The following is an 18,743-nucleotide window of genomic DNA, read 5'->3' on the forward strand; positions in this document are numbered from 1 at the left end:
AAATTTCGACAAAATTTAAACCTTGTTCCCATACTATTTCAAACAATTCAACCACTTAGAAAGTAGGCCCAACTATTGCTTTAAAAGTTTTACTTATAAGCGGTTAAACCGATGTGCTTATTGAGTTAATGAATAAACAAGCCCGGTTTTCAAACAATAAACTGGACGTTATCAGGTAATAGTAATGGAGATATGATTATGAAGTTTAAAATATTTAAAAAACTGCTCGTCATGTGCTTTGCAATTTTCTTTTCTGTTGGAACTGCGTTTGCGACACATGATCTAAACCTTTTTGAATTAGAAGGTAACGCACTACAAGATGGTGTTGCTCCTCCTGTCGATTGGGAAACCCTATGGAATAATGGCGGTAACGATGGCGGTTCACCGTTAAGGTTTACCAATATACTTCATGATGAACCAGATGCTATGGGCAGTGATGATTCTATTTTCACCGGTGGACGCAAAGACATTCAAGATCTTAATCAATGGGGTCATAAGTCGGGTAGCTCTCCAGATAAAGATGAAATCATGAATGCTTATGCAGCTGCATACAAACATGGCGAAGATCTAATCATTTACTTTGGCGCCGATAGGATCTCCAATAAAGGTGATGCCTTTATGGGTTTTTGGTTTTTCAAGCAAAAAGTAGAAGCTGCTCCAGATGGTAGTTTTACCGGAGCACACACTAACGGCGATATTTTAGTGCTTACAAACTTTCCACAAGCATCTAATGCTAAGCCCGAAATCAGAGTAGATGTTTGGGATGATACTTGTAACAAGGCTGCAAGCAATGACCCTGAAGAGGATGAATGTGATGCAAAAAACCTCAGACTAGTTAAAAAAACGAGTGCATTATGTGGACAAGAAGATAGTGACGATGCCTGTGCTGTTACCAACGCTGAAGATGGTCCCTATGACAACACCGATTCACCATGGCCATTTCAATCTAAAAACTCTGACGATGCAGATGTATTTCCATATGAATCCTTTTTCGAGGGTGGTATTAATGTGAGCAAACTATTTCCAAATTCTGAAACTTGTTTTAGCAGCTTCATGGCTGAAACTCGCTCATCCAGTGAGTTTACCGCCACTTTAAAAGACTTTGTAATTGGCGGTTTCGAGTTGTGTAGTGTTGATATCACAAAAACTTGTGATCAAGCCAAAGTTAATGCAGCAGAAGATGGTTATGATTACGACTTCAACGGCGTGGTTGAAAATGATGGTGCAGGAACTATCTACAACGTTCTAGTTACAGATAACGTAAATGGTCAAACATTCAATTTGGGTACTTTAGCTGCCGGGGCTACAGCGTCCTATAGTGGTACCTTAAGTAGTTCTATGAACGGACTTGACAATACCGTAACAGTAACGGCATCAGCCACTCAATCAGGTTCTTCAACGATTACTGACAATGGTGGAGATAGATGTGAGAAGATAGATCTTAACCCTGAAATTGAAGTTACGAAAGATTGTACAACTAGCTTTGTTGCTACCGATGATGGAGTTATTGCAAAAGTTAATTACTCAGGAATGGTATGTAATACAACACTTAAGGCTTTGACTTTGGTTAAGGTAAGCGTTGTCGATGATTCTGGTACTCCAAGTGACCCTGCAGATGATGTTACTGTACTCAGTGGCGTTACACTCGATCCTCCTGGTAGTGGCACTGAATGTAAGTCATATAGTGGTAGCTATATACCAAAAGACTTCACAATTAAAGCCGATCAGACATTCGGGGATACTGTATCCGCAGTTGGCGAATTAAAAATAGATGGTAAGCAGGCTTTTGATACTGGCTCTGCATCTTGTCCTATATGTCCAAGTACAGACGGTGAGTAAACTTTCACTTTGACAAAGAAGGTACTTGTCCCGCCCTAGAATAAAAAAGCCTAGCATGCTAGGCTTTTTTTAACACATAGTCCCTAAATTTAGTTAGGTTTGCCTTTCCCACCACCGTTGCCGTTGCCAGAAGACTCCAATTGTATCCTTACTGTAGCTGTAGACTGACTCATGCCATTTGAAATGGTGTAAGTAAAGCTGTCATTGTTTTTAAACTTGTTCGCAGGTGAGTAACGTATACTACCATCATTCAGCACTACTGCGCTGCCTTTTGCCGGTTTTGAGACACTGATAGTTACTGTACTAGGATCAGCCAACTCATCATTCGCCATCACAGCAATAGTTATATCCTGTTTGCTCAGCAAAATAACTGAATCATCATTAGCCTGTAGTGGTGAAGTACTTTCGTTTTCAATCTGATATTCTACATCCGCACTGGCGCTGTATGATGGTGCAGTGACATGAGTTGCTACCATAGGTAGAATATAACTACCAGCTTCACTATCAATGGGAGAATATACTGTTATTATCGATTCGCCAGTTTCACCAGAAGCCAGGGTTAACACCTCCATATTTGCTTGCCAGCCAATGTCTAAATCGGCTTTAACTTGATATTCAGCATTACTACAATTACTTGAATTACGATTTTCAACTTTGACTCTGTACTGTAACGCTGCACCTGGTTGTGCTAATTTACCATTTACTGCTGAGGCAGTAATGATAGGCTTAGCCATTTGACATTGACTACTACCAAATTGAACGCTGATTTCAGCACTATTTCCATTAGCAGATAATAACGCAAAACTTACCCCTGACTCAGGGTCGGTAAAGCTATCACCCACAGGCATAGCGGGGTCCATCCAGTCATTAGAGCCAAAAACCTCTTTAAAATGAGAATTTGGTTTCATATGTATAACTCGACTGCTAGATTCTATACCTTCTGTGGCGATACGCACAACAACACCATCAGTCACATCACCACGATAAAAACTATAAGAACGTTCTGCTAAGAAATCATCATGATTAAGTGATTGACGATACTCTATATAGAACCAGCGCATGTTACCGGTAATCGGATCGACTCCCCTAGGTATTTTAATCGCTATAGGTAACCCATTGGTTAATTCATAAGGCCCTATAGTAAATATTCCATCAAAATCTGCTGTAATCACATTAGGGCCTGATGATAAATTCATCCAGCCAAGGCGCTCTTTTTGAAAGGCATTAAAATAGCCCATATCATCACTACCCATAGCATCATAGCTATCCCCATAATTAATAACTTCGCAGTTTTCTCCCAAAGTTACTCCATCACATTCCAAAGCGCCTGAATGGTCTAGGCCAAAATTATGACCTAACTCATGAGCTATAACTCGAGGTACAAAATTACCATTAATTGATGCTCTTGATGGTAGTCCTGAGACTGTGGCAGAACCATTGGAGTTACAACCTGTATCAGTTGTTAGATATATATGACGATCATATTGTCCAATTGGAACACCAGCCTCAACAGCAAGGGTATTTACCGCATCTGCCACAGTCCTATCGTTACAAATCTGATTAGAAAGGGGGACAGTAAACAAACCAGCCACATCACCAGTTAACCATAATTGACCGTAGGAATTGGCCCGATAATAATCGTCAATGGTACCGAACACCAACTCGTTCGCTTCTTCATTGGTTATTGGTACTTCGTTAGGGTTCTCCTGAAAGTTGACGATAAATACCAATGTTTTTTGCTCACCAGTAATAGCTGCAGCTTTGGCCGAAAAAAGAGTCAAACACAGACTCGCAGACATAAAAATGCCCATCAGAAAATGATTCATTAAAACCTCAAAAAATATTGTGATGTACTTCAAATAATGGAGAGTATTACAGGGAGGACTGTTTACTACTTATTATTATTTTTATGTATATCGTGTATTGCTTTGTTTAAATTTCGCACAAATATTAACAGGATTGTAAAAAGCTTGTACAGTGCGTAAATGTTATTTTTTGTACAAATAACATACAAAAATTAACTTAGCGAACTTCTACGAAAAATTTCTTATATGAATCAGTGATTAAAAAATGAACTTGAAAATAAAAATAATTTGAAAAAAGGTTAATAAATTTTAGAAATTACTTAATTTTACAGTTCTACATGACAAGATAGTAACTAAATAGGCTGAGATGTTGATAGTCATTCCAGTTTAATTTTCCTGTTTTTCAGCAACCAATACACCCAATAACCTGACAGCGCTGAGAGCAAGTGCTTAATTGTATGACCACTTAAGCCATTCGTTAATTCCATAATAGGCTGATCATAAACCTCTGTAATTTTTGCCAATGCATAAAACAGCAGAATAAATATGCATGAAGATTGGTGGCTGTATTGCCATTTATATTTAATTAGCATGATAGGCAGTAATATTAATGGCAGGTACTGGGTTAATAAATAAAAGCGCATGTCGCCATAAGATAAATGTTCGCTAATTCCCCAGTATATAACTCCTGCTATGCCTAATAACTCTAATGGCAAAAGCATTTTATTGGCGAGTTTTAAAGACACCAGTTCACCAAATAGCGCAGTGAATAACGCCATAAAACTAATCGCAATACTTAGCCTGTCGAACACCAGAGTAAAATTATTAGGCTCTAGATGATAATAACTAGAGCCGATAAACGTCAGCATAAGGCCGATAAAAAACAATTGATAACTTGGCAAAACATTTTGATCGCAGTATTTGTTTGGTTGATTTAACAATGCTATTAGACCAATTAAACCTACTATGAAGAACGCTACGTTAGAAACTACATTAAGAGCGTTTGGAATAGACAGCATAGTTTGTTGATCTGCAAATTGATGGTACTGCTGATCTTGTGCCAACGGTGGCACCAGCAATAAAAAAGTGACTAACGCCAAGCTGCCCAAGATTAAATATTTTTTATTCATAACCGACCTTAAACTAGTGATTCATTAATAATACTTTTCTTCCTCTATAGGAGCATTATTCATGCCACTTAACTTTGCGCTGTAAGTGTTTGAATTTTAATTGTTAAACCAACTTTTAAATATTTAAATTTAGACAAACATACAAAATTGTACATATAAACTACACTTTTACCAGTTAGTCTAATTTTAGTGCTTGGTTGAAACTATGCAAAATTTAACATCTGAAGAATATACGTTTTTTTCAAAATTCATCCGGGCGGTGTTATCAAACCCATTTACCGATGAACGCAAAATTTTAAGCGATCTTATTTCTAAAAATTACTTTCCTGAAAAAGATGTCAATGTTCACTTTTTTAAGAGATTGCAGCCACTTCTTAATGAAAATATCGACAAACTTGATAAACGCGGTTTTAAACGGTTAAGTGACTTCAATGGCATGGAAAATAGATTGATCTATTTTTCATACATAGTTGCTATTTATTTAAATTTTGTTGATGACTTTGATGAGTTTATAAATCATCAAACCGATAATAAAAATGCCAGCCTTGCGTTTCCCAAAGGCCAAGAGATATTAGTGCAATTAGAGCGACGTGGCTTTTCAGCAAAAGAATCGTTACGTTTGCTTGAGCTTTATTATCAATTCAGGCGAGCGTATTTATTCATTAATAATGGTTTGGTTGGACAAAGCCCAAGTATGGCCAAACTACGAGTAGAGTTATGGAATAACTTGTTTACTTTTGATGTGCCCAATTATCACCAAAGTTTGTGGAATCAAATGGAAGACTTTTCACTGTTCTTACTCGGCGAAACAGGTACAGGTAAAGGCGCCGCTGCAAGAGCTATTGGCTTATCAGGACATATTTTATATGACAAACAAACCGGTTGCTTTAGAGATAACTTTCAAGACATTTATGTTGAAGCAAACCTGTCGCAGTATTCAGAAAATTTAATTGAATCGGAACTCTTTGGTCATAAAAAAGGGGCATTTACCGGCGCTTTTGAACAATACCAAGGACTATTTAACCAATGTAAGCTTAACGGCTTGCTGTTTCTTGATGAAATAGGCGACATTAGTGAGAATATTCAAATAAAACTATTAAAGGTTCTACAAGAGCGTGTGTTTACACCAGTGGGTAGCCACAAAGCAGAAGCGTTTCATGGTCGGATAATTGCGGCAGCAAACCAACCATTACAAGAGCTCCGTCAGAACAAAAAATTAAGAGACGATTTTTATTATCGCTTGTGTTCAGACATTATTGAAATCCCCACCTTAAGGCAACGCTTGTCAGAATCCCCTGGAGAGCTGGTGATCTTAACCCGTGAGTTAGTAAAACGAATTTGCCATCAGGAAGATGAAAATATTGTCTCATTGGTTATTGAGTCATTAAACAAACACGTCAGTCGTGATTACCACTGGCCAGGCAATGTACGCGAGCTTGAACAAGCCATTCGCAGAATTATTCTCAGGGGCAGTTATCACGGCGATACGCTGCGAGTTCAACCCAATAACCAAGTAGATAATATCATGCAACTGATGGCTGATTCGAATATCGATTTAAAGGAATTAACCAGACGCTATTGCCAAAATTTATATGAACAACTTAATACCTACGAAGCCGTCGCCTTAAAAACTAATTTAGACCGAAGAACGGTTAAAAAGCACGTCACGGGTGAATAGATAAACACCAGATCAAAGGAGGAATTTAACAATATAACCAAACCTAATCTGGTTATATTGTTAACATAAGAATATTGCTTTTAAGGCTGATGAATATATCCTAATTATCGTTTAATTTTCTGCCATTGCTGCATAGCTTCAGGGTTGCCATTTTTGGCCTGAATATACAAATTCAACATTTTAATTTCATGGCATTGATATTGAGGATCTGTATCGGCAGGCACTTCAATTAAAGTTATGCCGTTGTTTTCAATAACCGCTTGCTCAAACGTTTGGCTAAACTCCCCTACAGTTTCACAGTGATAGCCTTTTCCGCCATAGGCACTTACAAGCTTAAGTACATCAAAGTCAGGCGTTGAACAATGATAGATATCACCTTCACCACTTTTACCGAGGTGATAAATATCATTTCTCATGTAAATAATTATTAGCTTTGACTGATCTTTTTGCAGATGGATTAATTCATTCAGTTGAAAATGAAAACCACCATCACCGGTGATCAACACTGCAACATCATCTGATGCTTGCTGCTTTATTTCATTACAAATCGCTCTCGCGTAAGGCAAGCTAGTGCCCATAGCTGCATACCAAGGATTTGTAACCCAACTTCTGCCGATGTTTGCTTGTTTGGTGATTAATCCATAAGAAGCAAAGTATGAGTTGCCAATTTCAGGAATATAAACAAATGGCTTGTCTGTTTTTGCTTGAATGTTATTTAGCACTGCGGAAAGATTATGGAAATCAAACTTTTCTTGATCAGCAAATTTATGTATTGTTTTCGCCGGCAGAGTTATATCAAACGTTTTAATGTTTGCCGTTAATAAATGAGCAAAAATATTAATGATTTCCTGCTGGTTTTGGACCGTACCTTTAATGGTGGTTTTATTTTCAAAAGAGTCAATTTGATGGGTGCCAGTATTAAATGCAGAGTTTGTATCTTGAGCATGAATGCTGGTATCTACTTCAATAATATAATCAGCCTGATGTTCAATGTAATGCCGGTTTTCAGGCAAGCTGAATACTCCATTATAGGTGCCAAGCGATAGCGGTTCGAATTCGTCGAATAGACCTTTTGCTAACCAGGTAGTCGCGTAAGGAATATTATATTTATGACAAAATTCCATTAATTGCGAGCGCAGTTGTTTATTGAGTTTTACATTTTCACCAATAAAGACTAATGGATATTTAGCCGCATCTAATTTTTCTAATATATGGCTAGCAATAAGTGTTTCACCATGCAAGACGAAATTATTACGGTTTAGCTGCGTTAAACTTTCTGGCAATGTAATAGCTTGAGTTTTTTGAGAAACCAAGTCTCTTGGAATTTCTATAAACACAGGTTCTTTATTTAAATAAGCGTGTGCCACTAGCTGAAAAAAACGCTCTGCCGCCATATTTGGTTGGCTCGTTGATCGAGAGCCTTGCAAACGTTCTGCTTTCATTCCCAGCGCTCGAAATGATTCTAATGCACAATCATAATTTGCCCGCCAGGTAGAAGAAGAAGCTACGGTGTGATGTATGGTATGGGTCGATATTTCACTTTCGCCCGGTGCCCCTGAAATAAATATGACTGGCAACTTTTCAGTTATCGCCAAAGCCGCTGCGCTGGTACATGGTAAGCTCCCCACTGTATAGGTAGTGAGGGCTACACCAATACCATTAACTTCGGCATGTCCACAGGCATTGAAGCCAGCATGCATCTCATTACTTGATGGCGAAAGCGTAATTCCAGAGTCTATAGCGGCAATTAAGTTTGCGGCAAAATCACCACCAACACCATATAATTGATCGCAGCCAAAAAACTGTAATACTTCAACAAGCGCATCCCCCAACTTTGGTAATGTATTTGCGTATTGCTCACCAAAATTATTTTGAAAATGTGTATTTATTTCTGTCATGCTACCCCCTAGCTAGTGATACTTTATTGTTATTATGTTGTAAATAAGTAGGGATTATTTTCGTCGATAGTAAATTTGTAACGTTGCGCTGTATCAATAATTTAGACAATAGCGTTTAGACACTTTTCAATTCACTTAGCTATTTGGAAAGAATATTTTACACAGTGTTCTCGCAAGCCCTGTTACCTGCAGAGATAAACGTTGTGCATAAATGACCACTTCTAACTCGCTTGTACTAGCAGGTATAAAGAAAATGCTACTTTACCTGTAACTGCGCCTCCTAGGGTATCTAATATGTAATGTTGCTTGGTAAATAAACAACTTAACGTGATCAACAGTGGAATTGAATAAAAGTATATTCCGTACTGGGGCAATAAATAAGTTAAATGTGCGGCCGATAGTGTTGCAATGGCAACGTGCATGCTGGGAAAACAATTTGATGCTTTATCATACCCTTGAACAAAATTTAAAAACTTAGTACTTAAATTCTTATCTTTGTCGTAGTTTCGCCAATTTGTTGGCGTGCTTACCGGAAATAAAAAGAAAAAGATCACATGCACAAAAATTAGAATTAGAAAGCTGATACTGACATACACAAATTCACTTACACTGTTCACTGCTAGTACAATAGAAACGATAAATGGATAATAAATAAAAGAGTAAATCCAAATAAAATGCGGTTTAAATGGAATTAGATCATCAAACCTATTTGGATAAACAAGTGCTTTTCTAATTGGGTGATTTTGTGGAAAAAAATATACTTGATAACCACCAAGAATAATTATTACCGCTAAAGTCAGTAGCATTAAAACATTTATAATGTTCATGGGCACAGCCTCCTTCATACAAAGATTACAATGGTATATTTGATTCACCACTGTGGTCTTTGTATAAAAGCAAAATCTATTCCAAATCTACCAAAATAACTAACACGTTGATTTAAAATTACTTATTAAACTCATGAAACCAAAATTTTTATTAAATGTACAAATTAGCTCTAACAACAAACATAAATGTAGGTGAGTGTGGATTTTTCTTATCGGATATAAAAATCGCTAGGAATAACTAGAGGGCTACAAATTTGACAAGATATTTAATCTTGAAGCTGAATTGACCGTTCATTAACTGCACCAGACGGTGCGGTCACTTTCACTATTAATGAAACAAATTAATTTTTCAATATAAGTAAAGCCAAGCTAGTAGCTTGGCGTTTACCGCTTGGTTTAAACTCTAAACTAATCTGTTAATAGAATCGATTGTTTAGTTACCGCGCCGGCCGGAGATTTGACGGTAACGGTTAATGGACCTGAATCTGGCTCACCTATATCAACAGATCGTTTGATTACAACCGAGCAACCTTCAAAACCAAGCATACTAGAATTTAATACGGTACAACTACTTGGACCGACAATTTCGCCTATCCCTGCAGAATAACTAATCGTTGTGCCTGAAGGCATACGGCCGTTATGTAAGTCGGTAACATAACTGACAATGGTTTTCGCGCCAGTACTTATATCAACGGTATTAAAGTAATTCGTCGCTTCTTCTCTATCTAAGCCACTTTCAATCATACTAATATGTGCCCATGAGCCTGATTGTAAAATAGTAATGCTCCTACTAATCGGTAATAAATCACTTGTACAACCTGCGCTTTGCTCATTACATAACACGCTGTTTAGCATATTATTACCAAGGCCATCATAAGTGCCGTCATTATTAAAATCGACATACTCTTCATTATCGCCACCAAGCTGCTCACAGACAACGCCAGTAGAAGATGAACAAGCATCAATGGCCGCTTGAGCACCACTTTCTAAGGTACCATCACTATAACGACCAGCATACAAGCCATCTTCATTATCATCTCTAAAGCCTTCCGCGGGAATATCTGTATATGCTTCACCGTCATCAAAAATACCGTTGCCATTGGTATCAGCAAAGCTTTCTTCCCCGATTAAATGGGCAAAGATAGTGACACGATTACCATACACTTGACCTAAGCCACCAGGCATAGCTGCACTAACTGCGGTTGCCTGTTCGGCATTTGAATAAAAACAAGGATAAGCATATAAAGGATTATTTAACATTGATGCACTACCATCTGCTTTCAAACATACATTACCATCACCTAACATTTTAGTTTCGGTACCAGCATCTCTAAATGGGGGAATTGGCGTTCTTGGATTTGAACTGGTCCAATCAACCACGCAACTGCCATTAGTAGTCGTGCAAGAAGGTTCTACTTGGCCAAATTCAGTATTAAATGAGATTGCGGTTCCATCGGGTACTGGATTATTAAAATGATCTGATACATGCGCAACAACTTGTACTTTAATGCCATCGATTAACCAAGCTTCAGGATTAAAATTAGAAACAGATAAACTAAAGCTGTTGTAATCAGCAACACCTGTAGAGATAACCAGTAAATCTGAAATTGTCGATAAGTCAGGGTTAGAAACCAGTGTTGCTATAACTCTTATCGTTGAGGCTACATGCCCTGATTGCACAATTATATCAACAAAGCCATCGGCATTGGTTTGTGCGTTTGCATAGTTTAAAGAAATATTGCCCACTTGCGATGACAATTCAAACATAACTTCTTCATAAGCGGCAGGATTGCCCGTTACATCGAGTACTTGAAAAGTTAATACCGACGTTTCACTGCGTGTTACTTCTCCGCCGCTTCCTCCTGTACCTTGTAAGGCAATAAATTCATTCGAAGCGCCAATAAAGTTAATGCTGCCGGCAGTGGCATCTTGCACATCAATAACCACGCTACTGCTGAGCAGCTGACTACCTACTTTCGCATTTACTTCTATGGTATCGGCTTGTCCACAGGCAATATCTTTATAAGTAGATTGCACGGTACCATTAACGCTGACAACTGATGACTCTATTGTCGCTAAACCGGCCTCAACACATACTGATGAAAAATTCACCACTACAGGTTCGTTATAAGAAGTGTCATTATCAACATCATTGATTGCTACACTAACCGTTGAGGTACCTGTAGCGCTAATCGATGCAGGTGAAGCCACCGCTGCAGACATTGATACATTAGTGGTTTCTGCGCTGACTGAAAAGTTCATATTTGCTGTCAAACCACCACCTGACGCGGTGATGGTGTCAGCGCCCGCTTGCTCGCCGGCACTCAAAATTATAGACGCGATGCCATTTTCATCAGTTAACACTGTGCCTATAGCAGGGTCTAATACACCAAGGTTGTATTGCATTGAAAAAGCGACTAATACTCCAGCTTGTGGCTGCTCATCAATGAGTAAGGTGGCACTTACAACAACTGGGCTACCAGTAACAACATTTAAGGTTTCAACACCCGAGCTGTCAGCTATCGCTACTGAAAAACTAATGATTTCTTCTACCGTTGTTGCCGTCGGATCATCAGTGGTAGAGGTGTCGGTTGTAGTTGCATCAGAAGGGGTGTCAGTACCATTAAGGTGAGCAGCTATGTTTTCAGCAGATGGTTCATCGCCGTCACAGCCAGCCAACAGAAACAAGATCACAAATAAAGAAGTTAACACTTTGATGGTGTATTTCATTAAGTTATTCCTTAATATCATTCTGTAAGCTACAGCCCTTTGCTACAGATATTTTTTTTGTAGTTATTTAGCTTAGTTGAATTAAAGGTTAACTTTTAAAAATCAGTTAAAAACGCAATCTGATGATATATTTTGCAATTTTATGAAGTAATTAGTTGAATACCGGGGATAGCTGAAGTTGTCAACAGCAGCTATTTTTACATTAAAAAGGAAGGTTAATGAAGTATACCAATACCAATAGATTATCGGTATTGGTATTATGCAACTTGCTCTATTTCAACAATAATTTGCGTCAGTAGCGCATCTATTCGGGCAGTATTGTTTGCTACGATTTCTGATTCTAATTCAACTGCTATGTCTGATACTTTTTGAAAACCAAACATTGCCGCTGCTCCTGCAAGCCTATGTACTAAATGTAAAAATTGTTTAATATCATGTTCTTGATGATATTTAACCAGTGACATTTTGTCTTTGCTCAAGTCAGTTTTAAACGCTGCAACCAAATCGGAAATATCAACCTCATTAAAGGTGCTTTCAAATTCTAGGGCATTTATATTAGTGCTAAAATAATGACTAATGGTACTAATAAACACATTACGCTCTATCGGTTTTTTAAGGTGGCCATCAAAACCTTGCTGTAAATATTCTCTTATTTCATGTGCCAGAGCATTTGCCGTTAATGCAAGGATTGGTACTTCACAGCCTTGTTGGCGTAGCTTATTTAACGCTTCTATGCCATCCATTTCGGGCATTTGAATATCTAATAATATAAGCTCAGGTTGATGAATAAAGTATTGTTCAATAGCTTGAACACCATTTTCTGCAGTGACAACATCTAACCCAAGGTGAGATAATAAGCGCGTAATTAACTTTCGATTATCAGCATGATCTTCCGCTAATAAAATTTTCCCTTTAAGCTTAGTATTTACGCTTGTTAATGCAGATCGCGTTGCTTGTCTTATAAAGGCCATATCGGCAGGCGAATATGGCAGTGTAAAGGTGAACGTACTGCCTTTTTTAAAAGCGCTCTGCACACTAATTTCACCATTCATCATGGATGCTAGTTGGCCAGACAAAAATAAGCCTAAACCCGTACCGCCAAACCGCCGATTAATACTGTTATCGCCTTGTACAAAGCTATCAAACACTTTACTTAATTGTTGCTTGTTCATGCCAATACCAGTGTCAGAAACGGTAAACACTAGGTTGTTATTTGCCAAACTAATATCAACAATAATTTCACCTTGTTGAGTAAATTTAATTGAATTAGAGCAAAGGTTTATTAATATTTGATTCAAACGCAAATAATCAATATTAACCGCACATGGCATAGGTAGATTATTGTTAACTTTAAACGCTAAGTTTTTCTTTTTCGCTTGCTCTGTAAACATATTCGTTAAGCCAACACAAAGCTCGCTAATATCATGGGCGCTAACATCTAATTCCAATTTATCAGCTTCTATTTTACTGATATCAAGTATGTCATTTACTATTTGTAAAAGATGCTGGCTATTAGATTGAATGACTTTTATTTCTTGGCCTAAATCAACCGGCTCAACTTCACCATTGATGATAGCTTCAGATTGGCCGAGGACAGCAGTTAAAGGAGTACGAATTTCATGACTCATATTCGCCAAGAACTGACTTTTGATTTTATTCGCTTGTTGTAACTGTTTAGTGGTTTGCTCAAGTTCAAAGGTTCGTTCTCTAACTTGTGTAGCTAACAGACTTTTAGTGATTAATTCTTTTTTGCGACGATAAAAGAAAAACACGACACCTAACATTAATAGAAAAGCGACAATTATAAAATTACGGGTTAATTCATCCTGAGAGCTTTGCAATAATTGTAATTCTTTAGCTTGCTGAAGCTGTTTAACTTGATGAACAAGTTGTTTAGACTCAAATATGGCCAACTCTTCATTAAGCGCTTGGTTAGCATCTTTATCTTTTTCATGTTGAAACAGTTGATAAGTATCAATCGCTTCTCGAGGTTTATCTTGAGCGGCTTTAAGTAACGCATACAACGCCAAATTACCATTCAATAAAGCCTTATATTGACTAGAAACAGCGATATAATTTGATAAGTCAGTAAAGACTAGGGATTGAGCATAGTCACCTTTATAAAAATACCCCATTGCTAATTCATAATAACAATTACCTAAGGCAATTTGATGGTCAAACTCTTCACTTAACTGCACGCAAGACTTTCCGAATTCAATCGCTTTATCAACACGGCCAGTCTCATTATACAAAGCAGAAAGGTTATTATGCTGTGAAGCTATGTGATAGCCTTCATTTTTACTCTCATAATATGCCAACGCTTTTAGTGTATTTTTCTCGGCCAGTTCAAATTGTCCTGCACTTTTATAAGCCAACCCCAAATCACTATAGGCAAGCGCTAAGCCTGCTTTATCATCAATCTCCGTTCGATCACTTATAATTTGTGGCAATATTTGAATCGCTTTATCAAAGCGTTTTAAGGTTATATATAATCCAGAAATATTAAAGCGAATATCTATCTTGTCTAGTCTGCTGCCATGTTCTTGATAGATAGCGTCTGCTAATTGATATGATGTTAATGCGCCGCGAGTATCACCAGTATTAATTTGCACTAATCCAATGTTGTTGTATAAATGCGCCTGCTTAACTAACTCATTCGTGGTTAAATAAAACTCTAAAGATTGTTGATAGGCAAACAGTGCTTGCGGGAAGTCACCTTTGTAATAATTAAATACGCCAACAAGTTTAGTTGCCTCAGCTTTGGCTTGTAGTAATTTATTTTCAATAGCCATAGCCTCTGCAGCTTTAATTGTGGAAATTGCGCTATTTAAATCGCCCAGAGAAAAATGGTTTAACGCTATTTTTGTTAAAAGAGTTATCGTTTGTGTCGGTGACGCATCGGTGGAAGACAGCAGTTTTTTTAGCTTTATATTTGCGCTATTTTTATCTTCAATTTTTTCAATATCCAATAAAACTCTTTCAAAATTTTCTATTTGCGCATAGGTTGCATTGAGAGGATGTAAAAATATTACAGCTATAATGAATAACTTAACAAACCTGAACATAAGTCTACCTACAACGCCTTATTATTATTTTAATGAACTGTTTATTAAAGAGATAACGACTAACAGTTATTTATGCTGGCTTATCATATGAAAAATAACAATCAGAAACAAACTTTTGGCTAATAAACATCCGTTTCTATTAAAGTTTTTATTTTGATCCGTAATCCACTTGCTATAACGGCAAGGCTGGGCAGTCAATTTTAGGACAACGGTTGTGATCTGTTTGTTTTTCCTTAGCTGATGTTAACTGCAAAATTTCCTTCATGCTAGTAGCATAAAAAGTCTGTTGTGGAGCAAGTTCTACGGCACACTCAACAGCTTGCTGTGCGGCAGTTATACAGCCATATTTTTCTAAACTGAAGGCGAGATTATTCCAGCCAATTGCGGGATCAGAGCCTTGTTTAATAAAATGGCCAAAATATTGACTGGCGAGTTGGAAATTGCCTAGAGCAAAATGAGTATTACCCATGCCAATTAAAGCGGAATTATTGTTGTCCCATTTTAATAGCGCACTATTATAGGCTTGCTGTGCGGCTAATGCATGACCCACTTGCTCTAATTCATTTGCCGCTTTCAAATAGGGTTTAGGAGTTGCCGTTGCGGGCATTTGGTCTGCTGGCATAACCACCATTGCCCATTGATTAGCTCGTTGCCATGTTTTTATAAATAAACCCAAGCTGGCTTCATATAAGCGAGAGTCAGCTGATCTTAGTCGAATTTGTTCATGCTCAAGATCATAGCCAACAGCTACGGCAAAGTGCCATTTTGGCATCCATTCGAAACCAAGGTTTTGCATAACAATTACTGGATTGCCGGCATTTAATTCGCTAAGCAAGGAAAATATGTCAGGTTCAATCACATAAGCCAACAGTTCATACTGTCTGGCTTGCGCCTTTAATTCTATAGCTAAAGACCCGCCTTTAGCTGGTATGTATAACTGTTGATTTAACTGCTCAACATTAACATCAATACCGCGATGAACTAATAAAGTTGCTAAAGCTGCAGGGCCACATTGATTTTCTTGCTGCGTAAAGTAAGGCACATGCTTAAGATGGACATCCCTAGTTAACAATTGCAGGTTATCAGATTGGGGTAATTCTGCCCGATTAGTACAACCAGTAATCAAGCTGCACAGTAGCAGTATTGAAAATGTCAGCTTACTGAATACGAGCAATGCCTGGCCTTAGTTAACACATTTTACAAAGGTGAAGAAGTCGGTTGCGCAAACGGCATCAGTGATCACAAAAACAATAAATACGGTAACTAATAATCCTGCTACGCCAGCACCCGCAGGTTGATTTTTTATCTCATTATTTAGTACCGAAATTTCTTCACTGGTTAAGCTCGCAATCCTCTGTTCAAGGGCATCAGTATCGACGCCCATAGCAACTAATTGTTGCTTAAGTTGTTCAGTGTTTAAGGAAGTTAGTAAATCGTTGGTTGAGAAACTTTGCGAATCTAATTCAATTACTGCGTTAGTGCTTACCATGCCAGCTTGCACTGCCGTACTTTGAAAGTTAAACAACAGAACGAGATAAATCATCAGCTTAGCGAGTTTTTGTGAATGTATAAAATTTACCATTTGCTCATTTCCAAATTGTTATTATTGATAAGAAATAACTTAATAGACTTGGTATAAGCTTAATTGATATTTGCAAATTTGCTAGAAAGTTTAAGTAATTGGTTACCTGTTTGTGAATTACTTCATTCAACATGTTAAGCTAATTCGGAAAAATAACATTGGAAAGTTAATAACTAAAAAAAGGTAAAAGATGAACGAAGTTAAAAAACTTAAGGTCCCTGTAAAAAGTATTGCTGGTGCAGTTGTTACTGCCATTGCTCTTTTCGGTTCCGTATATACAGTAAATGAAGGTCACATTGGTATAGTAAAGCGTTTCAGTGAGGCAAAAGAGCAAGTGAATCCTGGATTACACTTTAAAATGCCATTCATAGACAGCGTTGAAGAAATAGAAGTTAGAACACGTAAAAATGAAGAAAAAATGGCATCGAGTACTAAAGAGCAGATGCCAGTAACCGTGATCGTTTCAGTAAACTGGACTGTAGATAAATCTGCCGCGTTAGATTTATTCCGTCAATATGGTGGTTTAAGTCAATTTGAATCAAGAATTCTTGATCCCAGATTTAGATCAGCAACAAAAGATGTTATTCCAAAATATGATGCCGAGCAGCTAATACAAGACAGAGCAAGTGCAATACAAGCTATAGAAGTAAATTTCATTGAAGAAATGAAAGATTTCCCAGTTAGTGTTGATAACATTCAAATTGAAAATATTCAACTTCCGTCAAAGTACCTAACATCGATTGAAACAAAACAAACAGAGAAAAACTTAGCCGCAGCTGAAAAACACAAATTAGCTCGACAAAACCTTGAAGCTCAGCGTGCAGTTAATACGGCTAAAGCACAAGCAGACGGTATAGAGCTGGTTGCAATTGCAGAGGCAAAAGCAATTAAACTCAAAGGTTTAGCGGAAGCCGAAGCCATAACAGCAAAAGCTAAAGCCCTTGGTGATAACCCTTTAATTGTTAAATTAACAGAAGCTCAAAATTGGGATGGAAAACTACCTGCGACAATGCTTGGTGGGCAAAATATGCCAATTTTAGATATGCGTAACAAGTAACTAGAAACGCTAATATGCTAGAGGTAGTAGGATATTAGCGTTTAATCTTCTTTAAATGATATATGCAGATGATATTAACTATTTCCTTCCAGTTCACTCCAAGTAATATAGGTAGTTTCATCAATCACTTTATCACCATCGTAATCCGCATCAATTTGAATATTTTCGGCATCAATGACTATCAGCTTTAAACTCGCGCCATCTGCGCCAGTTACAAGTAGCTCTCCTGAATGAGGATAGCTCCCTCCTGTCCCCATAAGTGTTAGTGTTGTTTCATAATTAACTGTGCCGATAAATTCACTGCTAGTTAGGCTGCCCTTTGCACTCTGCTCCCAAGCTATTGGAAACGTGCTCGTATCAACAATAAAAGTATCTAAAAAATTGCTCATAGTTACAGCTTTATCATCGAAATTAATTGAAAAGCTGTTGCCTGAAACCTCAAGCTTTTCTAGAGGCGGAGCAAGGGTATCAATTACCATACTAATATCGCCATCAAAGCTTATGCTTTCACTGTCAGTAGTTGTCATTAAGTCTGCAAATTTCACCTCAACTTCCAGCAAAAATTCTAATGAATTTATATCACCATCAATGTTGACAATTGTCATTTCTAATAAGCCATCGATAACCTCACCGTAACCGTCATCGCACATATTAGACTCTATATTTAAAACATCTCCTGCCGTTAATGTGTTTACATCATTAAGATCTCCCCAGATCTTCTGTGTACCACTAACATAACAATCGACGGTTTCAGGGCCTATTGGTGTGTAATTTATAATAATACCAGCTAACGCTTTTTGACTTGTCACACTGGCACCATGCATGGCGGTAGGGTTACTCATATTCATTTCTACTGTCACATTTGAATTAGAGAAGTCTACAGAATTAGTTAAGTTGTCGGTGCCTAAAACAGCTGCGCTTACTTCTGCTAATATTTGCATAGCATTACCGCTGTCAATGCTAGTTGTTGATGCTTGGTTATTAACTTTTGGAGTGTCCCCCCCGCCACCGCCTCCACCACATGCAGAAACGCATAAGGTTAAAAGCAATGTAATGCACACATTAAGAAGTTGACGTTGATTATGAGGTGATGATTTTGACATTTTGAATCCCTACAAATAAACACTGGCCA

At 37.7% G+C, this 18,743-nt stretch carries 12 protein-coding genes; 3 read left to right on the plus strand and 9 right to left on the minus strand.

The window, feature by feature from the left end; all coding sequences use genetic code 11:
• The first annotated feature begins 198 nt into the window (after nucleotides 1–198).
• A complete protein-coding gene (locus RI844_RS07520; protein ID WP_348397829.1) occupies nucleotides 199–1,839 on the plus strand; it encodes a DUF11 domain-containing protein in 1,641 nt (546 codons plus the stop codon).
• A gap of 89 nt (nucleotides 1,840–1,928) precedes the next feature.
• Here the strand turns inward: RI844_RS07520 and RI844_RS07525 are convergent, their stop codons facing one another.
• Together RI844_RS07525 and RI844_RS07530 are read right to left on the minus strand one after the other, a co-directional pair.
• Nucleotides 1,929–3,665 carry an Ig-like domain-containing protein gene (locus RI844_RS07525; protein WP_348397830.1) on the minus strand — a complete coding sequence of 579 codons (1,737 nt, stop codon included), beginning with the start codon at nucleotides 3,663–3,665 and terminating at the stop codon, nucleotides 1,929–1,931.
• A gap of 356 nt (nucleotides 3,666–4,021) precedes the next feature.
• A complete protein-coding gene (locus tag RI844_RS07530; RefSeq protein ID WP_348397831.1) occupies nucleotides 4,022–4,774 on the minus strand; it encodes a hypothetical protein in 753 nt (250 codons plus the stop codon).
• 205 nt (nucleotides 4,775–4,979) lie between these two features.
• On the opposite strand from RI844_RS07530, the gene RI844_RS07535 reads away from it, so the two are divergent.
• A complete protein-coding gene (locus RI844_RS07535) occupies nucleotides 4,980–6,452 on the plus strand; it encodes a sigma-54-dependent transcriptional regulator (RefSeq protein WP_348397832.1) in 1,473 nt (490 codons plus the stop codon).
• A gap of 104 nt (nucleotides 6,453–6,556) precedes the next feature.
• On the opposite strand, the gene RI844_RS07540 is transcribed toward RI844_RS07535, so the two are convergent.
• From RI844_RS07540 to RI844_RS07565, 6 genes are all read right to left on the minus strand, one after another.
• Nucleotides 6,557–8,350, minus strand: coding sequence for a thiamine pyrophosphate-dependent enzyme (locus RI844_RS07540; protein ID WP_348397833.1), 1,794 nt, complete (start codon nucleotides 8,348–8,350; stop codon nucleotides 6,557–6,559).
• 221 nt (nucleotides 8,351–8,571) lie between these two features.
• Nucleotides 8,572–9,177, minus strand: a complete 606-nt coding sequence (locus RI844_RS07545; protein WP_348397834.1) for a phosphatase PAP2 family protein — start codon at nucleotides 9,175–9,177, stop codon at nucleotides 8,572–8,574.
• Between the two features lie 408 nt (nucleotides 9,178–9,585).
• Entirely contained in the window at nucleotides 9,586–11,907 is a 2,322-nt protein-coding gene (locus RI844_RS07550) for a hypothetical protein (RefSeq protein WP_348397835.1), read from the minus strand.
• A gap of 257 nt (nucleotides 11,908–12,164) precedes the next feature.
• Nucleotides 12,165–14,876 carry an ATP-binding protein gene (locus RI844_RS07555; RefSeq protein ID WP_348397836.1) on the minus strand — a complete coding sequence of 904 codons (2,712 nt, stop codon included), beginning with the start codon at nucleotides 14,874–14,876 and terminating at the stop codon, nucleotides 12,165–12,167.
• 268 nt (nucleotides 14,877–15,144) lie between these two features.
• The gene (locus tag RI844_RS07560) at nucleotides 15,145–16,014 is read right to left on the minus strand and encodes a PA2778 family cysteine peptidase (protein WP_348397837.1); all 870 of its coding nucleotides are present in this window, start codon (nucleotides 16,012–16,014) and stop codon (nucleotides 15,145–15,147) included.
• A gap of 141 nt (nucleotides 16,015–16,155) precedes the next feature.
• A complete protein-coding gene (locus tag RI844_RS07565; RefSeq protein ID WP_348397838.1) occupies nucleotides 16,156–16,554 on the minus strand; it encodes a DUF6627 family protein in 399 nt (132 codons plus the stop codon).
• 190 nt (nucleotides 16,555–16,744) lie between these two features.
• On the opposite strand from RI844_RS07565, the gene RI844_RS07570 reads away from it, so the two are divergent.
• On the plus strand, nucleotides 16,745–17,611 hold the full coding sequence (locus RI844_RS07570) for a prohibitin family protein (protein ID WP_348397839.1): 867 nt from the start codon (nucleotides 16,745–16,747) through the stop codon (nucleotides 17,609–17,611).
• A gap of 74 nt (nucleotides 17,612–17,685) precedes the next feature.
• Here RI844_RS07570 and RI844_RS07575 read toward each other — a convergent pair whose 3' ends face one another.
• The gene (locus tag RI844_RS07575; protein ID WP_348397840.1) at nucleotides 17,686–18,714 is read right to left on the minus strand and encodes a hypothetical protein; all 1,029 of its coding nucleotides are present in this window, start codon (nucleotides 18,712–18,714) and stop codon (nucleotides 17,686–17,688) included.
• Nucleotides 18,715–18,743: the final 29 nt, after the last annotated feature.

Origin of the sequence: Thalassotalea fonticola (assembly GCF_032911225.1) — a bacterium.
Taxonomy (GTDB): Bacteria; Pseudomonadota; Gammaproteobacteria; order Enterobacterales; family Alteromonadaceae; genus Thalassotalea_A; species Thalassotalea_A fonticola.